The following is a 26,645-nucleotide window of genomic DNA, read 5'->3' as shown; positions in this document are numbered from 1 at the left end:
CGGCCCCTTTAAAATCCGTCCCTATCCGCACGACGGGAGTACACCGCCAGGTCGATAAGCTCACCGTGCAGATACTCGGCACCGCGGACTACACCCTCAAAAATGAACCCGGTCGACTCGGCGACTGCCCGCGACGCTCGGTTGTTGACCGCTGCTCGTAGTTCAAGACGGCAGACCCCCTGTGAGAAAGCGTGCTTGACAACCATTTTCACAGCCCGCGACATGAGTCCCCGTCTGCGAGCGTAGGGGGCGGTGTTATAGCCCAGGCTGACAGAACCCTCATCCGTGGATTCTAGGCGCAGCTCAATGTTTCCGCAGTAGCGGTGATCAACCACAAGCCCCCAGCGCACGGACCCGGTATCGGCCAGAAAAGAAAGCGCCATCGACCGGGTATAGTTGTGTGGAACCTGTGTAAAGGCAACCATGTGCTCATCTTTGCAGGAGGCTACGAGATCGTCGACCACACCGGGTACTCGGCCTACCTGAGGCCAGGGGACGAGGCTCAGCTCCCGGTCGATGAGGAGAGGAACCGGAAGGGGCCACCGCAGAGTCATCGTTGAGGTTCCTTTCTCGCTGATAGGGTAGATCTGTTCGCGAACCCAGTCCAGGATTTCCTGTAGGTGGGAGGCGGAATAGCAGCGGGGGTCGGAGTGCTCGGCACCTTCAACCAGTATGAGCCGGCTGGGAATACGCCGCCGAATAGCCTGCTCAAAAACCCGTACCGATTGTAGGTAGGGGACACAGCTGTCGGCTAGCCCGTGCAGCAGAAACAGGGGAGCGCAGCGTCGACTACCGGCAGGTTCTGCTTCCCTGACCAGGTCAAGAGGTTGGGCCAGCTTCCAGTTCAGCTCGGCGGCCGACCCCGCCGGGGCCGGGTAGGTACTACCCAAAAGGCGCCACTCGGCACCATCGTCATCGGGGTGGTGAGAGGGTACCCCGCACAGCGGCCGATCGGTAAAAATGGTGCGCAGGTCTGAGACCCCGTAGAAACTTACCGCCGCGGCTAATCCACTCGATACCTCCCCGGACAACTGCCGGGGAGTCAGCCCCTCATAGTAGGGGTCCGGGTTTCCGCTGGCTGCAGCCAGCATGGCCAGGTGGCCTCCGGCCGAGGAGCCGGCAATCACAAAGCGAGACGGATCCAGGCCAAACTGCCGGGAACGGGTACGGAAGAAGCGGATGGCCGCTTTAACATCGTTGATCTGTGCGGGGAAGAGGGCCTCACTCGAGAGCCGATAGTTAATGGAGGCGCACGCAAAACCGGCGTGCTGAAAAACCTCGCGCAGCCTGTGACTGCCGTTCTCACTGAGGCGAAAAGAATCCTTATCACCAAACCGCCAGGCTCCACCGTGCAGATAAATGAGCAGGGGAGCGGACGGGGCGGGGGCCGGGTAGAAATCAAAACTGTGGGAGAGCGAGCGCGGTAAAGCGTAGAAGCCGGTCTGAGGTCTCACAGCTGCCCCTCAAATGTGTCTCGTCCCCCCGATGCCGCAGCTGCGGGAATTTTTGTGCGCGGCACACGGGGGTAGAAAAAAGTGCCCCTGAAAGGATTCGAACCTTCGACAACCAGTACCGGAAACTGGTGCTCTATCCACTGAGCTACAGAGGCACGCACCGCACAACTGGTGCGGTAGCAATAAACAACCTTACCAGAAACCGGCAGCCGGTGCACAGGCCCACCCCCGCGACTCACTTGCAGGGCTACAAACCTGAAGAGACCATCCTCTTATAGGTAAACTAGCCCTATGACTCTCGAAGAACTTTCAGAAGCAATCTCAGAAGCCCTGGCGGCAACCCTCGAAACAGGCGAACTCGTTTTGGCCGACGACCTGCCGGTGCCCACCGTGCGGGTAGAGCGCCCCAAGAGCCGCGAACACGGCGACTGGGCAACCAACATTGCTCTGCAAATTTCTAAACGCGTGAGTAAAAGCCCCCGCGAGGTGGCACAGATCCTTGCCCGGCGGATACAAGATATCGACGGTGTGCAGAGGGTGGACGTGGCCGGCCCCGGATTCCTCAACATCGTGCTCGATGCGTCAGCCGCCGGCGAACTGGCGCACACCATCGTCACTGCCGGCCACAAGTACGGAAACAACACGGAGCTGGCCGGAAAAACCATTAACCTGGAATTTGTGTCCGCCAACCCCACCGGGCCTATCCACCTGGGCGGTACCCGCTGGGCGGCAGTGGGAGATTCTCTGGCCCGCATCCTCGAAGCTGAGGGCGCCACCGTGGTGCGCGAATACTACTTTAACGATCATGGCACCCAGATAGACCGTTTTGCCGGTTCCCTGTTGGCCAGCGCAAAAAATGAGCCAACGCCCGAAGACGGCTACGGCGGTGAATACATTAGCGATATAGCTGCCCGAGTGATGGAACAAAACCCCGATATCCTCTCATCGGATCACGCGCTGGAAGAGTTTCGGGCAGCCGGTGTTGAACTCATGTTTGCCGATATCAAGAAGTCCCTTCACCACTTTAAAGTTGATTTCGATGTCTTCTTTCACGAGAACTCCCTGTTTGAAAACGGTAGGGTTGAGCAGCTGCTTGAGCAGCTAAAGGGCAGCAAAAATCTCTATTTCAAGGACGGCGCATGGTGGCTTAAATCTACCGACTACGGTGATGACAAAGACCGCGTGGTTATCAAATCCGACGGTAAAGCAGCCTACATCGCCGGTGATATAGCCTATTTTCAGGACAAGGTGGGCCGCCCCGAGAACCCGGCCGATATCGCTATCTACATGCTCGGAGCGGACCACCACGGTTACGTGGCCCGCCTAAAAGCGGCGGCGGCGGCCCTGGGGGACGACCCCGACCGTGTGGAAGTGATGATCGGGCAGATGGTGAACCTGGTGCGCGACGGCAAACCCGTGCGCATGTCAAAGCGGGCCGGCACCATCGTGACCCTGGAGGATCTGGTGGATGCGGTTGGAGTTGATGCGGCACGCTATACCCTGACCCGTTACACGGTCGACTCAAATATTGATATCGACCTGGGTCTGCTCACTAAGCAATCAAACGAGAACCCGGTGTTCTACGTCCAGTACGCCCATGCCCGCACCTGCGCTGTAGCCCGCAACGCTGCCGCAGCCGGTGTGGACACCGCCAACCCCGATCTTTCCCTGCTCAACACCGCGGCTGACAACGAGCTTCTCGCTGTACTGGGGCAGTTTCCCGCCACGGTCAAGGAAGCGGGTACGTTCCGCGAACCGCACCGGGTGGCACGCTATCTTGAGCAGCTCGCCGGGACCTACCATTCTTGGTACGGTAATTCGCGTGTTGCTCCCTCTAACGGTGAGGAGGTGGGGGATCTGCACAGGGCCCGCCTGCTACTGAATAATGCTACCCGCCAGGTATTGGCCAATGGCCTGGGTTTGCTCGGGGTGACTGCGCCGGAGAAGATGTAATGGCCGGTGGACAGGAGCTGTACAGGCCGGAATGGCTTGCCTACCCGCGGCGGTTGGGTGAGCTTGAGCCCACCATCTGGCCCGAAAATATCCGGCGAGATGAGAGCGGGCAGGTGACGGTGGACGGCACTCCGGTCCTCCGGTTGCGCCAGACATTTGGCACCCCCCAGTATGTTTTTTCGGAGACGGCTTTTAGGGAACGTGCCCGAAAGTTCGGTGTTGCCTTCCGTGATGCTTTTGCCGTCTACGGGGCCGATGTCTCGGTCTACTACGCGGGCAAATCTTTTCTCACCACCGCGGTGGCCCGTTGGGCCTACGAGGAGGGGCTGAACCTCGATACGGCATCGGGAGGGGAACTGGCCCTCGGTATCCGCGCCGGTCTGCCCGGTGCCGCAATAGCCCTGCACGGCAATAATAAATCTGAGGCTGAGATTCGCCGGGCACTCGACTACGGCGTGGGGCGGATTGTTGCCGACTCGGTCTCAGAGGTACAGCTTATTGCCGAGATCGCCGCAGAGATGGACAGGGTTGCCCCGGTGATGCTGAGGCTCACCCCGGGTGTGCACGCCTCAACACACGAATACATCGCTACCGCCCACGAAGACCAAAAATTTGGTCAGTCGATAGCTCCCCATACCGCAGCTTTGACCGGGTTCAGCGACAGACAGCTGGCAGAACTCGGCGCGGGACCGGACGACTCCTACGCCACCGTAGCGGTGGCCCTGGCCCTGGCTTCCGATCACATTGACCTGCGCGGTGTCCACTGTCATATAGGTTCGCAAATTTTTGAGGCGGACGGTTTCTCTCTGGCGGCGGAGCGAGTACTTGATTTTATGCATGCGACCAACCTCCGTTTTTCGACCGTGCTCCCCGAGATGGATCTGGGTGGGGGCTACGGTATCGGTTACGTTTCGGGGGACACCCCCCGCGATGCCGCCGATGTGGCTGCCGAGCTGGCGGCATCGGTAGCCGCCGCCTGTACGCGGCTGGGAATGGATATTCCCCACCTGTCGTTTGAACCGGGAAGAGCAATTTCGGGGCCGTCCGGGATAACCCTCTACACGGTGGGCACTATCAAAGATGTGGCCGTCGAAGACGGGGCGGGGCAAAAACTGGTGCGCCGCTACGTGTCGGTGGACGGGGGAATGAGCGATAACGCCCGCCCCGCGCTCTATGATGCCGACTACACCGCTGTGCTCGCCAACCGTGCCCCGACCGGTGAGCAGCTGCTCTCACGCGTGGTGGGTAAGCACTGTGAATCCGGTGATATAGTGGTCCGCTATGTCTATCTGCCGGCTGACCTGGAGCGGGGGGATATACTGGCGGTCGCGGCGACAGGTGCGTACTGTTTTGCGCTGGGATCCAACTATAACTATCTGACCCGGCCCCCGGTGGTTGCCACACAGACAGGGGAGCGACCGCGGCTGATGGTTCGGGGTGAGACCGAAGAAGAAATGCTTGCCCGTGACATGGGGCCTATATAGCCGATATTGAGCCGGGAGCGGGTGAATACCGGAGGAGAGGCCCGGGCCCGCCGCCGCAGTTGATGCTCAAGCTAGGAGAAAAGAGTTTATGAGTACACCTCAGCACATCAAAGTTGCTCTACTCGGTGCTGGAAACGTGGGTTCGCAGGTTGCCCGGATTCTTCTGGAGGACTCCGGTACCCTGGCCCGGCGTATCGGGGCCGAGGTGGAGCTGGTCGGTATTGCGGTGCGGGACACCGCGGCACATCGCCACTATCAGGTCGATGAAAGTCTCTACACCACCGATGCTGAGACACTGATCGACGCTGCGGACGTGGTGATCGAGCTGACCGGTGGAATTGAGCCGGCTCGAGCCCGCATTATACGGGCGTTGAGCGCCGGCACGTCGGTGGTCTCGGGAAACAAGGCTCTTCTTGCCAGGTGCGGCAGCGAGCTTCAGGCGGCGGCACACGCCACCGGCGCCCGGCTGTTCTATGAGGCAGCGGTGGCCGGGGCTATACCTATCCTGCGCCCCCTGCGAGACTCTTTGTCCGGTGACCGGGTAACCAGAGTGCTGGGAATTATGAACGGCACCACCAACTATATTCTTGACCAGATGGATACTACCGGCGCACAGTTCGATGAAGCCCTGGCAGCCGCCCAGCAGCTGGGTTATGCCGAGGCAGACCCCACGGCCGATATTGAGGGTTACGATGCGGCGGCAAAAGCGGCCATCGTGGCCTCCCTGGCCTTTCACTCCGAGTTCACTATCGACGACGTGCACTGCGAGGGTATCACCGCTATCACCGCTGACGATATGGCAGCCGCGCAGGCTGACGGCTACGTGATTAAACTGCTGGCCATCTGCGAGTGTGACGGTGACGGGGCCAACCTGAGGGTGAGCCCCACCCTGGTGCCTCGCGAGCACCCGCTAGCGTCCGTGCACGGTGCCTACAACGCCGTGTTTGTTCAAGCCGAGAACGCCGGTGAGCTCATGTTCTACGGCCCCGGGGCCGGGGGTGCGCCCACGGCCTCGGCGGTGATGGGTGATTTTGTGACGATTGCCCGGCGCATAGCGGCGGGAGAAAAGGACACGTGTGAGCCGCAGAGTAAACGTTTGCGGGTCAGGCCGATGGACGATGTGGTATCGCGGTTTGCGCTGGGGATAGAGGTCGATGATCGGCTGGGTGTGCTCGCTCATATTGCCAGAATTTTTGCCGATCACGGGGTCTCGATTGAGACTATTCGGCAGACCAAACAGAAAAATGCTGCCGGAGAACCCGTATCGTTGATTCGTATTGTGACCCACCGGGCGACCGAAGATAACCTGCGAAAAATCACGGCTGTCGTCGATGCCCTGGACACCGTTCGAGAGATCACCTCGATGATTCGCGTTGAGGGTAACTAGCTCCTAAAAATCCCTAAGAAACTGTACTGAAAGAACACGTGTGACCATGACGATCAAGGACGGTTCTGCCGATTCCCACTATCTGCCGGATATAATCCCGCCGGGCACCCGGGTGACCGTGCGGGTTCCGGCCTCTAGCGCCAACCTCGGTCCCGGCTTTGACTCGTTGGGTCTGGCCCTGGCCCACTACGATGAGATAGAGGTGACCCGCACCGGGACAGACCTCACCTTTGACATTGCCGGGGAGGGAGCCGATAGTGTGCCTCGCAGCGCCGAGCACCTGCTGGTGAAGGCCATGCGGGCTGTCTGGCAGGTGGTGGGGGCTTCCGGGCTTCCGGGTCTGCACCTGAAAGCCCGTAACCGTATCCCCCACTCCCGGGGAATGGGTTCTTCGGCCGCAACCATTGTGGCGGGAGCCTGCGCGGCTAACGCCCTGCTACCGGCTTGGGCTCGGATCGATGACGCGGCGATACTGCGCGTCTGTGCGGGTATAGAGGGCCACCCCGATAATGTTGCGCCCTCCCTCTACGGCAACCTGGTAATTTCCTACGGTGAGCACGGGGATTGGCGCTGTCTGCCAATACCGGTTCACCCCGATATTCTACCGCTGGTTGCGGTACCCGATTACGAGGTGTCCACCGGGGTAGCGCGTAAACTGCTCCCCGAAACCGTGCCCCACCGTGACGCGGCGGTCAACTCTGGAAGAGCCGCCCTGCTGACCCAGGCACTCTCAACGTACCCCGACCACCTTTTAGCCGGCACCGCCGATATGCTGACCCAACCCTACCGGGCCGCGGCCATGCAACCCTCTGCCGCGATGGTGGCTCAACTGCGTGGTCTTGGTTACCCCGCGGTGATTTCCGGTGCCGGGCCCACCGTGCTTGTTTTTACCCGAGGGCACGAGGAACGGGCGCAGGCAGGCGCCGCTATTGAACGGTGCGCGAACCAGCCCGATACGGGCGTTTACCGGGGGCGATGTCTCAACTGGCGCGTGCTGCCCGTGGACATTGATACCGAAGGTGTTATGATTAGGCGAGAAGAAAACACCGCAGAGTGAAAACGTAGCGGCTAATTTTCTTCTCAAATCTTTGAATGCAACTGCATATCTCGTGATTTTTTGCTTCTTGTGATTCTTGATTCTCCCAGCCGCCGCGCTAGCGAACGCCCAGGGGAGAACACCGCCGTTTTGACAGCATAGCCGTGCTCAACCGGCAATCCCGAGAACACCCGCTTCTTACCGCACCGCACGAGTGCGCGAGCGTGGGAGGCGAACACAACCGAACCAAGCTAATCTGATGCTCGGTTCTTGGCCTGACACTGAATCCTTATGTGTCACCAACGAAATATTTTTCGATTTTTATCGAGGGGAAGGAACCTTCGTGGCAGAATCCACCGACCGCACCGCGGGTACGGAAGAAAACAAGTCACCGTCTTTGAGCAGCCTCAAGCTGGCTCAACTCCAATCACTTGCAGCCCAACTGGGTATTACCGGCGCCCGGCGTATGCGTAAATCGGACCTGGTTGAGGCGATCGTTAACCACCAGCGGGGCGGCACCGTTGCTGAGCGTCTCACCGATACCGGGGCTGAGACGGACACCGGCTCGACCCGCAAACGCACCGGTAAGAAAAAAGACACCGCAGAAGGTGCCGGGCAGGAAGAGAAAACCGTTAGCCCCCAAGAGCCCGCAGAACCGGCAGGGGACAGCTCCACCTCTGACAAGAGCGACAAAAATACAGCACAGGACAAAGACTCAACCGCCGAGGCCGAGAAAAGCTCCACCCGCACCCGAAACCGCAACAATCGCCGTAAACAGGGAGCGGCAGAGGAAGACAGGGCGGAGCAGACCGAAAACGGTGAGGACCGAAAGAAAACCGACTCGGATCAAAACGACCGCGGCGAAGATAGCACCCGCCGCCGCAATCGCACCACCCGCAACGACCGCCAGAATGAGCGCGGGTCCACCGAGAAAAACGAAAAACCCGAGAAAAACGACCGCAACCCCAAAAATAACGGTCCCGATGAGGATAACCGGCGCAACCGTAATCGCCGCGACCGGCAAAACGAGCGCCGCCAGCGTAACCGCCGCAACGACTACGACGAACCCGAGCTCTCCGAGGACGACGTTTTAGTGCCCGTTGCCGGTATCCTCGATGTGCTAGACAACTATGCTTTTGTGCGGACATCGGGATACCTACCCGGGCCCTCCGACGTGTATGTTTCGCTCAGCCAGGTGAAGCGCTATGCCCTGCGTAAGGGAGACGCGGTGGTGGGCGCTATTCGTGCCCCGCGCGAGGGGGATAAAAACAACTCGCGGCAAAAATTTAACGCGTTGGTCAAACTGACCTCCATCAACGGTCTTGACCCCGAAGAGTCAAAGAACCGCCGCGACTTTGGCAAACTGACCCCGCTCTACCCCCAGGAGCGTCTGCGCCTGGAGACCGAGCCCAAGAAAATGGGTACCCGCGTGGTTGATCTGGTGGCCCCCATCGGTAAGGGCCAGCGGGGTTTGATTGTCTCGCCCCCCAAGGCGGGAAAGACTCTCATGCTGCAATCCATTGCCAACGCGATCACCACCAACAACCCCGAGGTGCACCTCATGATGGTGCTGGTGGACGAGCGCCCAGAAGAGGTCACCGATATGCAGCGCACGGTCAAGGGCGAAGTGATCGCCTCAACCTTTGACCGCCCGGCAGACGACCACACCACGGTGGCTGAACTCGCCATTGAGCGGGCTAAACGCCTGGTGGAGCAGGGGCTGGACGTTGTGGTGCTTCTGGACTCCATGACCCGCCTGGGCCGCGCCTACAACCTTGCCGCACCGGCGTCAGGCCGTATCCTATCCGGCGGTGTAGACTCTGCCGCCCTCTACCCGCCCAAGAAATTCTTTGGTGCTGCCCGCAATATCGAAGAGGGCGGATCGCTGACTATTCTGGCCACCGCCCTGGTGGAAACAGGGTCCAAGATGGACGAGGTGATATTCGAGGAGTTCAAGGGCACCGGTAATATGGAGTTGAGGCTGTCCCGCCAGCTGGCAGACAAGCGTATTTTCCCCGCAGTCGATGTCAACTCGTCGGGTACCCGCCGCGAAGAGAACCTGCTCTCGCCCGAAGAGGTCAAGATCATGTGGCGACTGCGCCGGGTACTTGCGGGCCTTGACCAGGAGCAGGCGCTGGGTGTGCTGACCTCCAAACTGCGCGAGACCCAGTCCAATGTTGAATTCTTGCTCACCGTGCAGAAATCCGGTCTGGGTACCAACCCCAACGACTAAACCGAAAGAAGAAGGCATACCGTGTACGAAATTCAGTCTCTGCTCGACGAGCACGCTGATCTTCAAAAACAGCTTGCGGACCCCGCTGTTCACGCAGACCAGGGCAGAGCCCGGAAGCTGGGCCGCCGCTACGCCGAGCTCAACGGCATCGTTGAGGCGTACCGTCGGGTCAACACGCTCACCGAAGACCTTGAGGCCGCCCGGGAAATGGCCGCAGAAGACCCCGAGTTCGCCGCCGAGGCAGAGCAACTGCAGCAGCAGCTTCCCCAAGCTCAGGAGAGGCTGCGCCGCCTGCTCATTCCCCGTGACCCCGACGACGGTCGCAACGTGATCTTGGAGGTCAAGGGTGGTGAAGGCGGTGACGAAGCATCGCTCTTTGCCGGGGATCTGCTTCGCATGTATACCCGCTACGCCGAGACCAAGGGGTGGAAGACCGAGATTATTTCCTCAACCATGACCGATGTCGGTGGCTATAAAGATGTACAGATTTCTGTGAAGGGAAACTCCACCGACCCCGCCGAGGGGGTGTGGGCTAACCTCAAATACGAGGGCGGGGTACACCGTGTGCAGCGGGTTCCCGCCACCGAATCGCAGGGACGTATCCACACCTCGGCCGCAGGCGTGCTGGTTTTTCCCGAGGTTGATGAGCCCGAAGAGATTGAGATCAATCAAAACGATCTGAAAATCGACGTGTACCGGTCATCGGGTCCCGGCGGGCAGTCGGTGAACACCACCGACTCGGCGGTGCGTATCACCCACCTGCCCACCGGCATCGTGGTGGCCATGCAAAACGAGAAATCACAGATCCAAAACCGTGAGGCCGCCATGCGCGTGCTGCGCGCCCGCCTGCTGGCCTGGCAACAGGAGCAGATCGATGCCGAAAACGCCGAAAAGCGGCATTCTCAGGTGCGCACCATGGATAGGTCTGAGCGTATCCGCACCTACAATTTTCCCGAGAACCGGATAGCGGATCACCGCACCGGCTATAAGGCCTACAACCTTGAGGCCGTGCTCAACGGTGACCTGCAGCCGGTGATTGCCTCGGCGATTGAACTCGACGAGGCACACCGTCTTGAGCAGCTGGGCAGGGAAGAGAACTAAATCTTGACCAAAGATTTTGTGGTTGAGCCCGGTGAAGAGCTTGAGGGGGTTCTTCACCGGGCATACACCTACCTGGAGCAGGCCGCGGTGGGCTCTGCCCGTGTCGATGCCGACCTGCTAGCGGCACACTGTGTGCAGGCATACACCGGCGAGAGGGTGAGCCGGGGCCGTCTTCTATCGCTTGCTCTGACAGGCTATACCGTCTCCGCCGGGCTTGCCCGCACACTGCGAGAGGCTCTATCCCAACGTGCCCGCAGAATACCCCTCCAGCACATCACAGGTACAGCCTCGTTTCGGTCCCTTGAACTCGGGGTGGGGCCGGGGGTTTTTATCCCTCGACCAGAAACGGAGCTTTTGGTAACCTACCTGCTGGAGCAGGTTGACGCCCGGGCGGGCAGAGGCACACCGGTGAAGGTGGCTGACCTGTGTACCGGTTCGGGTGCTATCGCCGCATCGGTGGGTGCAGAGCGTCCCGGTACCGAGATTGTTGCTGTAGAACTTTCTGCGGCTGCCCTTGACTGGGCACGTAAAAACTGCGCGGGACTCGGTGTACGGCTGGTACTGGCCGATGCCACCTGCGCGCTTGCCGGTGAGGAGTCCAGCTTTGACCTGATTGCCGCTAACCCGCCCTATATTCCGGCGGAAGCTATTCCGCAGGACCCAGAGGTGAGGGAGCATGACCCCGGCCTAGCTCTCTACGGCGGTGGCCGCGACGGTATGGAAATACCGCGAGCCATGACGGGAAGGGCCTTTGACCTGCTCAAACCCGGGGGCTACTTTATCTGTGAGCACGCCGAAGCTCAGCGGGATTCCATGCGGTCTGCCTTCACCGCATGCGGTTTTCAGGCTATCCAATCCCTCGATGACCTCACCGGCAGACCCCGCTACACGGCCGGTGTAAAACCCGTATCGGATCAGCCAACCTCACACACCCATTCCGCCCGTAATCTGTAGAGACACCCGTCAGCATGAGAGAATAAAGCCTGTGAAAGCAACAGTCTACGCAACCGACACCGACGAAAACCGCGACCGGGCAATCGAGGCAGCCCGGCAGGCAGTGCGGGAGAAAAAAACCCTGGTGATCCCCACCGACACCGTCTACGGCATTGCCGCCGATGCCTTTTCCCCCCGGGCTGTTGCAGAGCTGCTGGCAGCCAAGGGGCGGTCGCGAACCATGCCCCCGCCCGTGCTCATTTTTGACGAGGCGGTACTGCCGGGTCTCGCCGATGAGGTCTCAGCCGAGGCCACCGCCCTTGCCCGCGAGTTCTGGCCCGGGGCCCTGACCCTTATCCTCTACAGCCAGCCCTCCCTCACCTGGGATTTGGGAGATTCGCGGGGCACCGTTGCCCTGAGGGTCCCCCGCGACAGTCTGGCCATCGACCTGTTGAGACAAACCGGGCCGTTGGCGGTGTCTTCGGCCAATAAAACGGGCAGAGAAGCGGCAACTTCTGCCCGGGCGGCGCTAGAACAGCTGGGCGATGACGTGGAGCTTATTATCGACGGCGGGCACCGGCCTCACCGGGAGCAGGGGGAAGCTGGGCGGCCGGTGCTGCCCTCAACCATCGTTGACTGCACCTCGGATCGTCCCGTGGTCGTGCGGGAGGGAGCTATCTCGGTGGAGGAGCTGCGCGTCGTCGTCCCCGGTATCGTGACCAGGCAGGAGCTTGAAGCCGGTGGCGGCAGGCCCGCGGCCCGCCACATGGCCGCACCGACCGAAGAGGATCGGGTAAGGGATGCGGGGCCGCGGGCATCGGCCCCGCAGGAGGAATCACTGAGCGCCAGTCTGGTCACAGCCACCGGTTCGGGGGCGCAGGTTGATCAGGTGCGCACCAGGGCCGCTCATCGTCGGGAACAGTATCGACGGACAGAACAAACCACCAAGCCCGTCAGTATCGCTCGGGCCCGCTCCCTGGTTTTTGGCGGGGACACCGAGGACGGTCAGGCTTCTTCACCTAGCTAAATTTTTGGTCTTTCTTTTTGCCGAGGGCCGTGTGGGCGGTACGCAGTACCTCCCGGATCCGGTGCTCGGGTACCAGGCCGTTGGAGCGGGCCCACGAATCGTCAATATCCTGGCCAAACCACATGACCTCGATACGGCGGATCTGCCCCTGAAAACGGTCATTGAGCGTCCGAGACACGGTGTAGCCCAGGGCGATAGCCGCCGAGCAGAGTAGGCGCGGTAGCTGGATCGGGTAGCGGCGCCCGGCGTCGACGAGCACCGACCGGCAGCTTGCCCCCTCCCAGGGCTGCACCACAATGTCGGGGAGCTTGCCCTCAAACCTGCCCAGCATCGAAACGAATTCGGCCAGGGCGTAGGACGAGGACACGGGAGACTTGCCGCTGCCATCTCCGGCCACCGAGGCCAGGGTCGAAGAGGCAATCTTTGCAAAGGCCTCGGTGGTGCGCCGCCCTCTACCCTGCACGCTGGTGGCGCGAACAACGCACAGTTCAACCGCGTGAGTGGGGGAGACCTGCACCGGAGAGAAAGAAGGCGCGGCGGGATAGGCGGATTCCTGAGATCCCGGAGCGACACCGGCGGCAGCGGTTTCTTTCACAAAATCCCCCAGCTGGAGAAGCACCTCTTCACCCAGTGCCTTGGAAAACGAGTAGGCGGAAAAAGGGTCGGTCGCCCGCTCGGGTGTGAGAACGTGGGCTGACCCCTGAACCGCAGCAGACGAGAGATGAATTACTCTTTTGACTCCGGTGCGCTGGGCCGCAATGGCGATGACTGCCGGAAGTAGGGCGTTTGCCCCCAGAAGGGGGGAGAGGTCGTGCTGGTTGGGGGCGGCCAGACCGGCGGCGTTGACCACCACCTGGGCCCCTGCCATAGAGTCGGCGAGTGAGTCGATGATCCCCTCGAGTCGCCGTGCTTCCTCGATGATGGCGGTTGGATCGGTGCGTTTGGTGACGAGCCGGGGTGCCTCTACGGGGTCGGCATCGATCCCCTCGCTGCGAAGGCGGGCAAGGATAGATGAGCCAACAAAGCCGCTTGCACCAATAAGTTTCCAGTTCGAAGCAGACACAGCGCACACCTTTCCTGAGGGCCCGTGGGCAACCTTGTAAGAATTTACGGATTACACAATACTTTCGCATAAACACCGTTATTTATCGAACAGGCACAGCAAATCTTTTCTACCGACGGGCCGCCCGGGGTGAAGAGCGAGTCGCAATTCAGTAAACTAGCAAGAGTCGCATGAGACACTGCGAGCAGGTCGTGGCTCGCGGGCGGTACCGCAGGGGCTTTGCGTCTAAAGCCGGCGGGTTTGCCGAAAGCCTGAAAGGATTTGGCCCTATTACTATGACCACCTATCCCTCTCCGAGCGCGGGCTCCGGGGCAGAGACACTGATTGCAGCAGTTGTTGTGACCTATAACCGCAGGAAACTTCTCGAGCTGACCCTGGCGGGTATTGCGGCGGGTGAGTTGACTCCGCACCGGGTGATTGTGGTCAACAACGCCTCCACCGATGACACCGCCGAGTATCTGGACAGTCTCAGCTACCCGTTGCCCTTAGATATCGTGCATCTGGGAAGCAATATGGGCGGGGCCGGTGGTTTCACCGTGGGAATTGACCGTGCCCTGGTCGAACATCGGGCGGACCTGGTGTGGGTGATGGACGACGATACCGAGCCCACCGCAAACACCCTGGTTGAAAGTTACCGGGCCTGGAAAAACTATTCCCCCACGGTCGCGGACCGGCCGGCCTTTGTTGCCTCGCGGGTGGTATGGGAGAACGGCAGCGACCACCCCATGAACACCATGCGCACCATGTTTGGGGCCGGGCCTGTCCGCCGTGCACGTGCGGCACGGGTGGGGGCGCGCCCGGTGCGGTCGGCATCGTTTGTGTCGGTGCTGATGGACGCCGCTGTTATGCGGCGGGTCGGCCTGCCGATCGCTGATTTCTTTATTTGGAACGATGATTTTGAGTACACCACCCGGCTGTCCCGTGACCGCAATGCCATTGCTACCGGTGCCTCTGTGGCGTTACACCACACCGCAACGTTTGGTACCACCGACGCCAAACCCGGTCCGCGTTTCTACTATGACGTGCGGAACAAGCTGTGGGTTTTTTGCCGTCGCCGCACCCTCACACCGCTGGAGAAACTGCTCTACGGCGGGTCAACCCTGCGCCTGTGGGTGAGCACCCTTGCGCGTACCGACGAGAAGAGAGTTTACGCCGGCTACCTGCTGCGGGGAATCAGGGATTCCCTGCGCTCTTTCAGGGATAATACTGAGGTTTTAGCCGGGGTCTACGACCTTCAGTTACCGGCAATTGCCTCCGCTACAAGTACAAGACCGCCGGGCGGGCGGCAGTTCTCGGTCCTCATGAGCACCTACGCCGGGGATAACCCCGAGTTTTTGGACCGGGCGATTGCCTCAAATACCGTGGAGCAGACGCTGGTTCCCGACGAACTGGTGCTGGTCCAAGACGGGCCGCTGCCGCAGGACCTGCTGTCGGTGATCCGGCGGTGGGAAGAAAAATCGAGGTCGGGGCAGGCGCCTGCCCTCACCGTCGTCCCCCTGGAGGTGAACGGGGGCCTAGCCAACGCTCTCAACGCCGGTTTAGCGCGCTGTTCTTTCGAGCTGGTGGCGCGGGCAGACGCCGATGATATTTCGCTGCCGTCGCGGTTTGAGGTTGAGATTCCGCTGCTCATCGACAGCGGCTCCCACCTGGTGTGTTCTGCCATGTATGAGGTTTCTGAGGACGGCAGCGAGATTGAGTCAACCCGCCACGCGGTTTCCGGCGGTTCCGCTATCGCTCGTGCCCTGCCCTACCGCAACCCTATTTTTCACCCCACCGTGGTTTTTTACAGGTCTGCGGTGCTGGCTGTGGGCGGCTACGAGGAGGTGCCTACAGCCGAGGACTACTGGTTGTGGTCGCGTATGCACCGGGCCGGTTTCCGGTTTACCACCTGCCCGCAGCCGCTGGTCATGTACCGAACCGGTGCCGGGGCGTACACGCGGCGCGGCGGGCTGCGGGCGGTCGGGAAGGACTACGCGGTGCAGCGGAGTCTCTACAGCGGCGGCGTGATCGGCGGGTTTGGTTTCGCGCGCAACCTGTCTGTCCGGCTGGTGTACCGTCTTCTGCCGCAGCGGCTTCGGCAAAAGATATTTCGCGGTGTGATCGGCAGCCCGTTCAACTCGGTGCGGGCCGGGTTCGATGCCGAAGCAGAGAAGAGGTAGGTAATGCCAGATGCTCCCGTGACCCACAGTATGCCGGTGGTTGTGCCTCACAACAGTGAGCGTAAACCCTGGTGGCGCTATATTCAGATTGCGCTTGATTCTTTGGCCTGGCTGATTGCCCTGCCCATTGGGTTTTTTCTCCGCTACGGTGATACCGCGCTGATCAACCCGGTGGGTTTTACCGTTGTGGTGCTTATGGCGGTGGCTATTCAGATTGGTCTGGGGTATTCTCTGGGGCTCTACCGTAACCGCTACTCCTACGGGTCTTTTGCCGAGAGTAAGGTTCTCTACCCGGTTGTGCTGATCGATGTGATTGTTATCCAGCTGGCCCTGCTACTTTTTGCCTGGCATATTGAGGTGCCCCGTTCTGTGGTGATTATCGCTTTCCCGTTTGCCATTATGGCCATGATGATTATGCGCTACGCCAAGCGTATGGTTGAGGATATTAACAATCGGCCGGACACCCTTTTGAGTGAGCCGGTGATCGTATACGGCGGTGGGTTTGTGGGGCGCTCACTGGTGTCTTCTCTGATGTCTGATCCCGAGAGTAAATACCGTCCGGTTGCTATCGTCGATGACGACCCGGCTCTGCGCAACGCCCGTATTCACACGGTGAACGTGGTGGGTACCGGCTCCGATCTGCCGCAGCTGGTGAGCCGGCTCAACGTATCCAAGGTATTTTTTGCCATGAGCGACCCCAATGAGAGGCTCTATGAGGGAATAAGTCTCAAAATGCGTGAACTTAACGTTGAGGTTCACAAGATTACCGGAATGATTAACGACCTCACCGGTGAGAGGGCGGTAACCCCCGAGGAAGAGAACCGGGCGATTATTGAGGGGGTACGCGGCAGGATCGACTACGACATTAACGACGAGGATATCAGCTCCTACATTACCGGTAAGAGAGTGCTGGTCACCGGTGCCGGGGGCTCTATCGGCTCCGAGCTCTGCCGGCAGATTGTGCGCTACCATCCGGCGGAGCTGATGCTGCTTGACCACGATGAGACCCTGCTGATGGAAAGTAAGTATTCTCTGCTGGGCAGCACCGCGCTTGACGATAACTGTGTTATTCTTGCCGATATTCGCGATGCCGAAGCTCTGAGGGCGGTGTTTGAGGAGCGTCGTCCGCAGGTGGTCTTTCACGCCGCAGCTCTCAAGCATGTATCTGCGCTTGAGGCTTACCCCAAGGAGGCGTGGAAGACCAATACGCTGGGAAGTAACAATGTCCTTGAGGCTGCGGCTCATGTTGATGTTGATGTTTTTGTGAATGTGTCAACCGATAAAGCGGCAGACCCGACCACCGCCCTGGGGCAGTCAAAGCGTACCGCCGAGATGCTGTGTAGCTGGTACGGGCAGAAGACGGGAAAATGCTATGTTTCGGTGCGGTTTGGCAACGTGTTTGGGTCGCGCGGCTCGGTTAAACCCATCTTCACCCAGCAGATTATGGACGGTGGGCCCATCACGGTAACCCATCGGGACGCTACCCGATTCTTCATGCTGATTCCCGATGCCTGCATGCTGGTGATGCTGGCCGGGGCCATCGGTCATTCTGGCGATGTGATGGTGTTAGACATGGGTAAGCCCGTGCGTATCTACGACGTTGCCGAGAACCTACGACGCCTGTACGAGCGCTATGACGTCGATATTGCAATTACCCGGATGCGCCCCGGTGAAAAACTTGAAGAGGTGCTCTTTGGTAAAGACGAGACGATGCGCCAGAGCGAGAAAAACAGGTATATTTCTCACGCCCAGGCGCCCGCGCTTGACCCGGCTAGGCTCGACTATCACAGCTGGTACCGGAACTATCTTGAAAACCGCGGTTACGACCGCGCCGAGCACAGGGGGCAGCAGTAATGCGCGAGAATTCACTGTGGATGGTGGCTGTACCCGCACTGTTGGCTTTGGTGCTGGGTGTTTTCCTTCCGGTGGTTGTGCGCCCGCTGTTGCACCGGTGGAATCTGGTTGATATCCCCACCGCGAGGTCCTCACACGTGAGTCCCACCTACCGGGGCATGGGGCTTGCTACAGCTTCTGCGACGGTACTTGCCTATACGACCGCCCTGGTGGGTGGGCTGATCTACACTGACCGCTCCATTGCGCTCACGGTGCTCTGCGGTATGGTGGCTTCGGGTATTTTGGGCTGGGTGGAAGATTTCCGCGGCGTGTCGATCCGGCGTCGGTTCGGTGCCCAGCTGTTGATCGGTGCCGCCGTTACTGTCGGTATCACCGTGAATCTTGACACCTCGTTGTGGTGGATTCCGCTGGGTATTTTTGCCATTACCGCCTATATTAACGTGGTTAATTTTATGGACGGCATTAACGGCATTTCGGGGTTGCACGGGCTGGTTGTGGGCGGTGTTTACGCCTACGCCGGCTGGGTCAACTCTATACCCTGGCTGATAGTTGGTGGGGTGTCGGTGGCGTGTGCCTATACGGCTTTCCTCCCCTGGAATGTGCGCAGTGGTAGAAACGTGTTTTTGGGTGATGCCGGCTCCTATTTCCTGGGAGGAGCTATCGCCTCGATGGCTGTGGGGGCTTTCCTTTCGGGCGTGTACGTGGAGTATATTCTCTCACCGTTGATGATCTATCTTGCCGATACCGGCTATACCCTGTTGCGCAGGATTGTGCGGGGGGAGGAGTGGTACCGGCCCCACCGCAGCCACGTCTATCAGCGGTTGACCGATGTCGGTTTTTCTCATCTGGGTAGTTCTCTCACGGTCGCCGGTATGAGCCTGCTGATCTCGGTGATTACCATTGTTGCCCTGCCCTACCAGACCCAGAACGCTCTGTGGGCGGGCCTGCTCGTGATTGTGCTGGTGATCGTCTACCTGAATGCACCCCGACTGGTGGCAACGGTGGTCAAAGGTGGCTAGCCTTATCGGTCCGCGAGACTCGCCCTGGGCACAGATCGCGCTGGCGGTGGCCGCGGCACACCTGCCTCTTCTTGTGCTGGGTGGGGCACTGGCCGCCGTGTATGCCCGCGGTGCGGGGTTTACCGCCTTCTGTACCGGGGTTGGTGCGGTTTTCTTCTGGTGTGGGCTCGATATCGTTTTAGCCGGGCGAACCGAGAAGAATCACCGGCTACACCTCGCCCGCCAGCTCGCGGTGTCCTACTGCCTCAAGGTGGTTGCCGGTTTTTTTCTCCTCGCATACAGTCGCCCTCCGGCCGAGATCCTCAACGGTTGGCTGCTGGCCGGGGCTGTATCGGCGGTTTGCGTTTGGCTGGGGGTTTCTATGCGGACTATCATGGGCATGAGGATTCTTTACTTTGATGACCGTGATCAAACGGACTCTTCAGAAGAAAGCGAACGGGTGTGACTCAACCGGAGAAAAAATGGTGGGACGGTGACAAGCCGCTTCGGTCCACGGGAGATCTGGTAGCCGGGGGAGGAACTTCCGGCGCGGTAATGACCCTAATCTATGTCATAGTCGGCATAGCTTTCTGGAGTTTGGTAGGCTATGGGCTGGATCGCCTTTTAGGTACGCACTGGATTATCTGGGTCGGTGTTGCGCTGGGGGCTTTCGGAGGCTTTTACCTGGTGTATTATCACATGCGAAACGGTAAATAACCCCCAGATTCTGAAATACACATACATACGTGAAGCAGTAAGGGCTACGGATGTGGCTTGAGCGCACGGAGCAAGAAAGGACTTGCCTTGACTGTAGGTCTCGTGAATGCCGCTGGGGGATACACCGCTCCTTCGGTTGATGACATGCACCTGCCCGATTTCTTTACCATCGGGTCGTTCGGGTTCGGCAAGCAGATGCTGCTGGTGATCCTATCGGTTGTTATTATTGCCGCCTTCTTCCTGGTTGCCGGCCGCAAACGCGCTATGGTTCCGGGTAGGGGGCAGTTTGTCGCCGAGATGGGCTACAGTTTTACCCGCAACTCGCTGGGTAAACAGCTGATCGGGGCCCAGCACTTTAAGCCCTTTGTGCCCCTGCTGTTTACCGCCTTCTTTTTTGTGCTGGTGAACAACCTCTACGGTTCTATACCCTTCGTACAGTTGCCCACCATGTCCCACCCGGGGTCCGCCTATATTCTTGCCGCTATCGGCTGGTTCACCTGGGTTGGCGTGGGGATCGCACGCAAGGGACTGGGCCCCTTCTTTAAAGACCTCACCATGCCCCCCGGTGTGCCCTTTATCCTGTATTTCATTCTGGTCCCCATCGAGTTTCTCTCCAACCTCATTATTCGCCCGGTCACCCACGCACTGCGTCTGTTTGCCACCATGTTTGGTGGACACATGGCAATGATGGTTGCCGCCTCGCTCATGCGTTATATGGTTGTTGAAGTGGGCGGTATCGCTATTGCCGGCTCGATCGCCCCCCTGGCCCTGGGGCTCTTCCTCTTCTTCCTGGAGCTTATGATCCAGTGCATTCAGGCCTACATTTTTGCCCTGCTACTCGCTGTATACCTCCAGGGCTCGGTCTCTGAGGGCCATTAGCCACACAAGTTTTCGCGGCGCAGCCTGCTGCCGTTGAATATATCGACCCGCTCCGTGCGGGTAGTGACATAACACCACAGTAACTCTGCCCGATAACACACAATGGGGCACTGTTGAAAGGAAACACTATGGAAATCACCGGTTCACTCAGCGCAATCGGATACGGTCTTGCAGCGATCGGTGGCGGTATCGGTGTGGGTCTTATCTTCGCCGCTTATATGACTTCCGTTGCCCGTCAGCCCGAATCGCAGCGCACCCTTCAGCCCATGCTCTTCATGGGTTTCGCGGTGGTTGAGGCCCTGGCAATTCTGGGTCTGGTTCTCGCCTTCCTCTAAGACGAAACCGCATTTTTTGACCAAACTATAGAACAGGATTTTCCCTATGTCATTGACAGTGGCTGCCGAGGCGAGCAATCCCCTCATTCCTAACGTCTGGGAGATAGTCATTACCGCCATTGGGTTCCTGATCCTCCTCTTCATCGTCATTCAATACGTTGTCCCGATGTTTGAAAAAATCTATCAGGACCGTAAAGAAGCGATTGAGGGCGGTCTTGCAAAGGCTGAAAAAGCTCAGGCCGAAGCAGCCGCGGCGCGCGAAGAGTACAACCAGCAGCTTGAAAGTGCCCGTCTGGAAGCACAAAAAATTCGTGAAGACGCGCGCAGTGAGGGTGAGGCAATCCTTGCCGAATTCAAGGAACGCGCCACCGCTGAGGCTCAGCGCATCACCGATAACGCCCAAAAAACAATCGAGGCAGAACGCGCGGCTGCTGTGGCTTCACTCCGCGTGGAGGTTGGAACCCTGGCAACGTCGTTGGCCGGCAAGATTGTGGGTGAATCCCTCAAAGATGACGAGCGATCGGCACATGTGGTGGATCGTTTTCTGGCTGACCTGGAATCTAAGCAGCAGAGTGCGGGTGTGTCTCGGTAATGGCAGGAGTATCTACTGAGTCACTGAAGAAGGTGGAGCAGGTGCTTGCCGCAGAGGCTACGGCGAACCCCGGCCATCTTGCTGAAGAACTGTTTGCCGTTGCCGAGGTACTCCACACCGATGGCGGGTTACGCCGCGGTCTCACCGACCCCGCGCGCACGGAAAAGGCCCGTCGTGGAATTGTCGGGGCAGTGTTCTCTCGCAAGATTTCTCCGGCTGCGCTCACGGTGGTGAGCGAAGCAGCGGCTCACCGCTGGTCCCGTGAGGAAGACCTTGAGGATGCGCTGGAGACCGCCGCCGTGCAGGCTGCGGCAATCTCGGCCGAGTCGCGGGGCGGGGATCGGGCTGTAGAAGCCGTGATCAACGAGCTGTTGACCTTCATTAACACTGTTGAGTCTTCTGCGCGGGCCCAAAACGCCCTGGCACAGGATAGCGCACCGGCTGAAGCTAAGAAAAAACTGGCTCTCGCCCTTGCGGGTAACCCCGCAAGCAGTGAGGGAGAACTTCTTCTTGGCCGCGCCGTTGCCGGTAGGGGGTCCACCTCGGTCCGCCTTGCCCGCAGGTTCGTCGAGATCATCGTTAGGCGGCAAAACCGTTCCATCGCACGGGTGACCACCGCCTCTCCGCTGACCGATGCGCAGGTCGAGAAACTACGGTCGGGGCTCTCACGAGTCTACGGTCGAAACCTGAAGCTGGACATCAGTCTCGACCCCGCCCTGATCGGCGGGCTGAAGGTGCAGGTGGACGACGAAATCATGGACGGCACCGTTCGGACAAGAATCGCCGACCTCGGCAGGGCCTTCGCCTAGGCGGAGGAAACCGGCCGGCGGCACCGGCGGTGACTGAGCGGATACAGGTGTACGGCCCCGTTCCCGTACACAGCAGAACGCGGACGGGAACGTATCAACCGGATAAAGCAAGTTTTGGCTCTCGTCTCTAACCTAGACGGAGGGGGAGCCACCCAAAAGGAGAGCAGGGACATAAGATGGCCGATTTGACCATCAACGCCGATGACGTTCGTAAGGCCCTCACAGAGTTTGAGGAATCATACGAACCCGGCACAGTAGAACGAGTAGAGGTGGGCCGCGTATCGTCGGCTTCAGACGGTATCGCCCGTATTGAGGGTCTCCCCTCGGTGATGGCAAACGAGTTGCTCCGTTTTGAAGACGGCACCTTGGGCCTGGCACAGAACCTGGACACCCGCGAAATAGGTGCGATTGTGCTCGGTGATTTCACCGGTATTGAAGAGGGGCAGGAAGTTCACCGCACCGGTGAGGTTCTCTCGGTGCCGGTGGGGGACGGCTACCTGGGGCGGGTGGTTGACCCCCTGGGCAACCCTATTGACGACCTGGGTGAGATCGCTACCGAGGGCCGCCGTGCCCTGGAGTTGCAGGCACCCGGTGTGACCATGCGCAAGTCGGTGCACGAGCCGCTGCAGACGGGGCTTAAAGCGATTGACTCGATGATTCCGATTGGCCGCGGCCAGCGTCAGCTGATTATCGGTGACCGGCAGACCGGTAAGACCGCTATCGCGGTGGACACCATCTTGAACCAGAAGGCTAACTGGGAATCTGGCGATGTCAACAAGCAGGTTCGCTGCATCTATGTTGCTGTGGGTCAGAAGGCATCCACCATTGCCTCGGTGCGCTCAACTCTTGAACAGAACGGTGCTCTGGAGTACACCACTATTGTGGCCGCCCCGGCATCGGATGCTGCCGGCTTCAAGTACCTGGCCCCCTACACGGGTTCGGCTATCGGCCAGCACTGGATGTACGGCGGCAAACACGTGCTGATTGTTTTCGACGATCTTTCCAAGCAGGCGGAAGCCTACCGCTCGGTGTCGCTTCTGCTGCGTCGCCCCCCGGGTCGTGAAGCCTACCCTGGCGATGTTTTCTACCTGCATTCGCGTCTGCTGGAGCGCTGTGCCAAGCTCTCCGGTGAGCTGGGTGCGGGGTCAATGACCGGGTTCCCCATCATTGAGACCAAGGCAAACGATGTCTCCGCCTTCATTCCGACCAACGTTATTTCGATTACCGACGGTCAGATTTTCTTGCAGTCGGATCTCTTTAACGCTAACCAGCGCCCGGCAGTCGATGTGGGTATTTCGGTTTCCCGTGTGGGCGGTGCGGCGCAGACCAAGGCCATGAAGAAGGTATCCGGTACCCTCAAGCTCGATCTTGCCCAGTACCGGGCTATGGAAGCCTTTGCCATGTTTGCCTCCGACCTCGATGATGCCTCCAAGCAGCAGCTGACCCGCGGCGCCCGCCTGACCGAGCTGCTCCGTCAGCCCCAGTACACCCCCTACGCGGTGGAAGAGCAGGTGGCCTCTATCTGGGCCGGTACCAATGGCTACCTTGACGACCTGGAGGTCTCCGATATTCTCCGCTTTGAGAAAGAATATATCGACTACCTGCGCCGCTCCGGCGACGTGCTCGCCACGATCGCCGCAACGGGTAAGCTGGAAGACGACTCGGTAGCGGCGCTGAAAACCGCTGTTGAAGCGGTCAAGCGTGATTTCCGGAGCGAAGGCACCAGCCACCTCGTTGACGCCGGCCGTGAAGAGCACAAGCCGGTCTCCGACTCGGAAGTATCCCAAGAAACTATCGGTTAGCGACCGACCCTTTGTTGCTAGTCTCTACCTGAACCCGCCGGGAACAGGGAGGCTGGCCCGGGACTGAAAGGAAGCTTATGGGAGCCCAGATTAGGGTGTACCGCCAGAAAATCGCTTCAACAGCATCGATGAAGAAAATCTTCAAGGCGATGGAGATGATCGCGACCTCCCGTATCAATCGGGCACGCCAGAAGGCGGACGCGGCAAGCCCCTACGCTGCCGCCCTGACCAAGGCGGTCACCGCGGTTGCCACCCAGCACAGTATTCAGCATCCGCTGATCTCTGAAAGGGACGCCCAGCACCGCCGTTCTGCGGTTCTTGTGCTGACCAGTGACCGGGGGCTGGCGGGTTCATACTCGTCCTCGGTTTTGAAGAAAACCGAGGGACTGATCGAGAAGCTGCGCGGTGAAGGGCGCGAGGTGAATCTCTACCTTGTAGGGCGTAAAGCAAAGTCGTATTTTGACTTCCGTGAACGTCCCTACGAACGCTCCTGGGTGGGTAACACCGATAACCCTAACGTTGAGATGGCGGTGGAGATGCGGGAGGCTATGCTGGAGGCATTCGCCCGCCCCTACGAGGAGGGCGGGGTGGACGATCTGCACGTCATCTACACCGAGTTCATCTCCATGGTGACCCAGGAAACTAAGATTCTTCGTCTTCTGCCGATTGCTGTCTCCGATGCCCGCAGTATGGGTGAGGAGATTGTGCCCGGTGAGCGGCTGGTGGATGAGCAGTTTACGCAGAATGCGGCTTTTGAGTTTGAGCCGAGCCCGCAGGAGGTTCTGGACGAGCTCATGCCCCGCTACATCGCCTCTCGCCTTTACGCCTGCCTGCTGGAAGCAGCCGCCTCCGAGCTTGCATCGCGCCAGAGCGCCATGAAGTCTGCCGGCGATAACGCCGATGAACTGGTGAAAAAGTACACCCGGTTGATGAACAACGCTCGTCAGGCTGAGATCACGAACGAAATTTCCGAGATTGTGGGCGGTGCAGACGCCCTGGCAGCCTCCTAAGAATCGAAGACAACTACTAACTTCTCTAACAGGTAAGTGAGAATAATGACCACCACTCTGAATGAACCGGCAAATTCGCCGACGCAGGGCGCGACCGGGCGTCTCGTGCGCGTTATTGGGCCCGTCGTTGACGTTGAGTTTCCGGCCGGGCAGGTACCGGATATTTACAATGCGCTCACCGCAGAGCTGACCCTCAACGGTGAGACCTCGACAATCACCTTTGAAACTGCCCAGCATCTGGGTGATTCGATTGTCCGCGCGATTTCGCTGAAGGGCACCGATGGGCTGGTGCGGGGGCAGGCTGTCGTCGATACCGGAGCCCCCATCTCGGTTCCGGTCGGCGACGGTGTGAAGGGCCACCTTTTCAACGTGCTCGGTGAGGCCCTCGATGTTGAACAGGCCGATATTAGTGCCGATGACTATTGGTCGATTCACCGTAAAGCTCCCAGCTTTGCCGATCTTGAGGGCTCGACCGAGATGCTGGAGACCGGTATCAAGTCCATCGATCTGCTGACCCCCTATATTAAGGGCGGTAAGATCGGCCTCTTTGGTGGTGCGGGTGTGGGCAAGACCGTGCTGATCCAGGAGATGATTACCCGTGTTGCCCGTAATTTTGGTGGCACCTCGGTGTTTACCGGCGTGGGCGAGCGTACCCGTGAGGGTAACGACCTCTGGGTGGAGATGGAAGAGGCCGGTGTGCTCAAAGACACCGCCCTGGTTTTCGGTCAGATGGACGAGCCGCCGGGAACCCGTCTGCGCGTTGCCCTTACCGGTCTCACCATGGCGGAGTATTTCCGCGATGTGAAGAACCAGGATGTGCTGCTGTTTATCGACAATATTTTCCGCTTTACCCAGGCCGGTTCTGAGGTGTCGACCCTGCTGGGCCGGATGCCGTCGGCCGTGGGCTATCAGCCCAACCTGGCGGACGAGATGGGTCTGCTACAGGAGCGTATCACCTCAACTCGCGGCCACTCAATTACGTCTATGCAGGCCATCTATGTGCCGGCCGACGACTACACCGACCCGGCACCGGCAACCACCTTTGCGCACCTGGATGCGACCACCGAGCTCAACCGTGAAATTGCCTCGCGCGGCCTGTACCCGGCGATTGACCCGCTGACCTCAACCTCCCGTATTCTTGACCCGCAGTACCTGGGACAGGAGCACTACGATACCGCTATCCGGGTCAAGGCGATCCTGCAGGAGAACAAGGAACTGCAAGATATTATCGCTATCCTGGGTGTCGATGAGCTCTCAGAGGAGCAGAAGGTTGTGGTTTCCCGGGCTCGCCGGATTGAGCAGTTCCTCTCGCAGAACACCTACACCGCTAAGCAGTTTACCGGTGTGGAGGGTTCAACCGTGCCGCTGAAAGACACCATTGAGTCCTTCCAGATGATCTGTAACGGCGATGTAGACCATATCCCCGAGCAGGCTTTCTACAACATCGGGGGTATGGACGATGTGATGCGCCGCTACGAGGAAATCAAGGCTGAGACCGGGGCCAAATAGTCATGGCACTGAAAGTTGAAGTTGTATCCCGCGAGCACCGTGTATGGGAGGGCGAGGCGAGCTACGTTCGCGCCCGATCACTTGAGGGGGATATAGGTATCATGCCGGGCCATATTCCCACCATGACCCTTTTGGCCGAAGACGGTGAGCTGCTGATTGAACCGGTGGAGGGCGAAAAGATTGTGACCCGCCTCCAGGAGGGCTTTCTGACCGTCTCCAATGACCGGGTGACCATTATCGCCAAGCACGCTTCTGTCTAGCGAGCAAGCTGACTGTCAGTATACGCTGCCGCACCACCCGTGAGCCGGTG

At 59.6% G+C, this 26,645-nt stretch carries 23 protein-coding genes and 1 tRNA gene; 21 read left to right on the top strand and 3 right to left on the bottom strand.

From position 1 onward, the window contains the following. Positions 1-8 precede the first annotated feature (8 nt). Complete coding sequence (locus tag ACS1BR_RS02420; RefSeq protein WP_463559888.1) at positions 9-1,454, bottom strand: GNAT family N-acetyltransferase; 1,446 nt, start codon at positions 1,452-1,454, stop codon at positions 9-11. An 82-nt stretch (positions 1,455-1,536) separates the two neighbouring features. After that, positions 1,537-1,609, bottom strand: a tRNA-Arg gene (locus ACS1BR_RS02415). A gap of 136 nt (positions 1,610-1,745) precedes the next feature. On the opposite strand from ACS1BR_RS02415, the gene argS reads away from it, so the two are divergent. From argS to ACS1BR_RS02375, 8 genes are all read left to right on the top strand, one after another. Then, positions 1,746-3,407, top strand: coding sequence for an arginine--tRNA ligase (gene argS, locus ACS1BR_RS02410; protein ID WP_463559887.1), 1,662 nt, complete (start codon positions 1,746-1,748; stop codon positions 3,405-3,407). After that, entirely contained in the window at positions 3,407-4,891 is a 1,485-nt protein-coding gene (gene lysA / locus ACS1BR_RS02405) for a diaminopimelate decarboxylase (protein WP_463559886.1), read from the top strand. Before argS ends, lysA begins: the two co-directional genes overlap by 1 nt. Positions 4,892-4,979: 88 nt before the next feature. Beyond that, positions 4,980-6,278 (top strand): homoserine dehydrogenase, encoded by a 1,299-nt coding sequence (locus ACS1BR_RS02400; protein WP_463559885.1) that lies wholly within the window; start codon positions 4,980-4,982, stop codon positions 6,276-6,278. A gap of 46 nt (positions 6,279-6,324) precedes the next feature. Beyond that, the gene (gene thrB, locus ACS1BR_RS02395) at positions 6,325-7,335 is read left to right on the top strand and encodes a homoserine kinase (RefSeq protein ID WP_463560309.1); all 1,011 of its coding nucleotides are present in this window, start codon (positions 6,325-6,327) and stop codon (positions 7,333-7,335) included. A 322-nt stretch (positions 7,336-7,657) separates the two neighbouring features. Beyond that, on the top strand, positions 7,658-9,547 hold the full coding sequence (gene rho / locus ACS1BR_RS02390; protein ID WP_463559884.1) for a transcription termination factor Rho: 1,890 nt from the start codon (positions 7,658-7,660) through the stop codon (positions 9,545-9,547). Between the two features lie 21 nt (positions 9,548-9,568). After that, the gene (prfA, locus tag ACS1BR_RS02385; protein WP_463559883.1) at positions 9,569-10,648 is read left to right on the top strand and encodes a peptide chain release factor 1; all 1,080 of its coding nucleotides are present in this window, start codon (positions 9,569-9,571) and stop codon (positions 10,646-10,648) included. Between the two features lie 3 nt (positions 10,649-10,651). Continuing rightward, on the top strand, positions 10,652-11,602 hold the full coding sequence (gene prmC, locus ACS1BR_RS02380; RefSeq protein ID WP_463559882.1) for a peptide chain release factor N(5)-glutamine methyltransferase: 951 nt from the start codon (positions 10,652-10,654) through the stop codon (positions 11,600-11,602). Positions 11,603-11,633: 31 nt separating this feature from the next. Beyond that, on the top strand, positions 11,634-12,608 hold the full coding sequence (locus tag ACS1BR_RS02375) for an L-threonylcarbamoyladenylate synthase (protein ID WP_463559881.1): 975 nt from the start codon (positions 11,634-11,636) through the stop codon (positions 12,606-12,608). Here ACS1BR_RS02375 and ACS1BR_RS02370 read toward each other — a convergent pair. Then, a complete protein-coding gene (locus ACS1BR_RS02370; RefSeq protein ID WP_463559880.1) occupies positions 12,601-13,671 on the bottom strand; it encodes an NAD-dependent epimerase/dehydratase family protein in 1,071 nt (356 codons plus the stop codon). The genes ACS1BR_RS02375 and ACS1BR_RS02370 overlap by 8 nt on opposite strands. 275 nt (positions 13,672-13,946) lie before the next feature. On the opposite strand from ACS1BR_RS02370, the gene ACS1BR_RS02365 reads away from it, so the two are divergent. From ACS1BR_RS02365 to ACS1BR_RS02305, 13 genes are all read left to right on the top strand, one after another. Then, entirely contained in the window at positions 13,947-15,830 is a 1,884-nt protein-coding gene (locus ACS1BR_RS02365; protein WP_463559879.1) for a glycosyltransferase, read from the top strand. Positions 15,831-15,833: 3 nt separating this feature from the next. Next, the gene (locus tag ACS1BR_RS02360; RefSeq protein WP_463559878.1) at positions 15,834-17,684 is read left to right on the top strand and encodes a polysaccharide biosynthesis protein; all 1,851 of its coding nucleotides are present in this window, start codon (positions 15,834-15,836) and stop codon (positions 17,682-17,684) included. Then, complete coding sequence (locus tag ACS1BR_RS02355; RefSeq protein WP_463559877.1) at positions 17,684-18,703, top strand: MraY family glycosyltransferase; 1,020 nt, start codon at positions 17,684-17,686, stop codon at positions 18,701-18,703. Before ACS1BR_RS02360 ends, ACS1BR_RS02355 begins: the two co-directional genes overlap by 1 nt. After that, positions 18,696-19,148 (top strand): hypothetical protein, encoded by a 453-nt coding sequence (locus tag ACS1BR_RS02350; RefSeq protein WP_463559876.1) that lies wholly within the window; start codon positions 18,696-18,698, stop codon positions 19,146-19,148. Before ACS1BR_RS02355 ends, ACS1BR_RS02350 begins: the two co-directional genes overlap by 8 nt. After that, a complete protein-coding gene (locus ACS1BR_RS02345) occupies positions 19,145-19,399 on the top strand; it encodes a hypothetical protein (protein WP_463559875.1) in 255 nt (84 codons plus the stop codon). Before ACS1BR_RS02350 ends, ACS1BR_RS02345 begins: the two co-directional genes overlap by 4 nt. A gap of 144 nt (positions 19,400-19,543) precedes the next feature. Then, a complete protein-coding gene (gene atpB / locus ACS1BR_RS02340) occupies positions 19,544-20,278 on the top strand; it encodes a F0F1 ATP synthase subunit A (protein WP_463560306.1) in 735 nt (244 codons plus the stop codon). Between the two features lie 128 nt (positions 20,279-20,406). Beyond that, complete coding sequence (gene atpE / locus ACS1BR_RS02335) at positions 20,407-20,613, top strand: ATP synthase F0 subunit C (RefSeq protein ID WP_463559874.1); 207 nt, start codon at positions 20,407-20,409, stop codon at positions 20,611-20,613. Between the two features lie 46 nt (positions 20,614-20,659). Next, the gene (locus tag ACS1BR_RS02330) at positions 20,660-21,205 is read left to right on the top strand and encodes a F0F1 ATP synthase subunit B (protein ID WP_463559873.1); all 546 of its coding nucleotides are present in this window, start codon (positions 20,660-20,662) and stop codon (positions 21,203-21,205) included. After that, positions 21,205-22,014, top strand: coding sequence for a F0F1 ATP synthase subunit delta (locus ACS1BR_RS02325; RefSeq protein WP_463559872.1), 810 nt, complete (start codon positions 21,205-21,207; stop codon positions 22,012-22,014). Before ACS1BR_RS02330 ends, ACS1BR_RS02325 begins: the two co-directional genes overlap by 1 nt. Positions 22,015-22,190: 176 nt before the next feature. After that, the gene (gene atpA / locus ACS1BR_RS02320) at positions 22,191-23,816 is read left to right on the top strand and encodes a F0F1 ATP synthase subunit alpha (protein ID WP_463559871.1); all 1,626 of its coding nucleotides are present in this window, start codon (positions 22,191-22,193) and stop codon (positions 23,814-23,816) included. Between the two features lie 77 nt (positions 23,817-23,893). Next, positions 23,894-24,826, top strand: coding sequence for a F0F1 ATP synthase subunit gamma (locus ACS1BR_RS02315; RefSeq protein WP_463559870.1), 933 nt, complete (start codon positions 23,894-23,896; stop codon positions 24,824-24,826). Between the two features lie 45 nt (positions 24,827-24,871). Next, a complete protein-coding gene (atpD, locus tag ACS1BR_RS02310; RefSeq protein ID WP_463559869.1) occupies positions 24,872-26,335 on the top strand; it encodes a F0F1 ATP synthase subunit beta in 1,464 nt (487 codons plus the stop codon). Between the two features lie 2 nt (positions 26,336-26,337). Beyond that, positions 26,338-26,595, top strand: coding sequence for a F0F1 ATP synthase subunit epsilon (locus ACS1BR_RS02305; RefSeq protein WP_463559868.1), 258 nt, complete (start codon positions 26,338-26,340; stop codon positions 26,593-26,595). Positions 26,596-26,645: the final 50 nt, after the last annotated feature.

The organism is Rothia sp. 18CD1-1, from assembly GCF_055285355.1.
Note: the sequence above shows the minus strand (reverse complement) of the source record. Positions and strands in the feature narration are given on the sequence as shown.

Bases quoted from the DNA above. Each gene is read 5' to 3' on its own strand.
- lysA (WP_463559886.1), top strand. From the start codon at position 3,407: ATGGCCGGTGGACAGGAGCTGTACAGGCCGGAATGGCTTGCCTACCCG.
- atpD (WP_463559869.1), top strand. From the start codon at position 24,872: ATGACCACCACTCTGAATGAACCGGCAAATTCGCCGACGCAGGGCGCG.
- ACS1BR_RS02315 (WP_463559870.1), top strand. From the start codon at position 23,894: ATGGGAGCCCAGATTAGGGTGTACCGCCAGAAAATCGCTTCAACAGCA.
- atpA (WP_463559871.1), top strand. From the start codon at position 22,191: ATGGCCGATTTGACCATCAACGCCGATGACGTTCGTAAGGCCCTCACA.
- thrB (WP_463560309.1), top strand. From the start codon at position 6,325: ATGACGATCAAGGACGGTTCTGCCGATTCCCACTATCTGCCGGATATA.
- ACS1BR_RS02330 (WP_463559873.1), top strand. From the start codon at position 20,660: ATGTCATTGACAGTGGCTGCCGAGGCGAGCAATCCCCTCATTCCTAAC.
- ACS1BR_RS02400 (WP_463559885.1), top strand. From the start codon at position 4,980: ATGAGTACACCTCAGCACATCAAAGTTGCTCTACTCGGTGCTGGAAAC.
- argS (WP_463559887.1), top strand. From the start codon at position 1,746: ATGACTCTCGAAGAACTTTCAGAAGCAATCTCAGAAGCCCTGGCGGCA.
- ACS1BR_RS02360 (WP_463559878.1), top strand. From the start codon at position 15,834: ATGCCAGATGCTCCCGTGACCCACAGTATGCCGGTGGTTGTGCCTCAC.
- atpE (WP_463559874.1), top strand. From the start codon at position 20,407: ATGGAAATCACCGGTTCACTCAGCGCAATCGGATACGGTCTTGCAGCG.
- ACS1BR_RS02365 (WP_463559879.1), top strand. From the start codon at position 13,947: ATGACCACCTATCCCTCTCCGAGCGCGGGCTCCGGGGCAGAGACACTG.
- ACS1BR_RS02355 (WP_463559877.1), top strand. From the start codon at position 17,684: ATGCGCGAGAATTCACTGTGGATGGTGGCTGTACCCGCACTGTTGGCT.
- ACS1BR_RS02325 (WP_463559872.1), top strand. From the start codon at position 21,205: ATGGCAGGAGTATCTACTGAGTCACTGAAGAAGGTGGAGCAGGTGCTT.
- atpB (WP_463560306.1), top strand. From the start codon at position 19,544: ATGCACCTGCCCGATTTCTTTACCATCGGGTCGTTCGGGTTCGGCAAG.
- ACS1BR_RS02305 (WP_463559868.1), top strand. From the start codon at position 26,338: ATGGCACTGAAAGTTGAAGTTGTATCCCGCGAGCACCGTGTATGGGAG.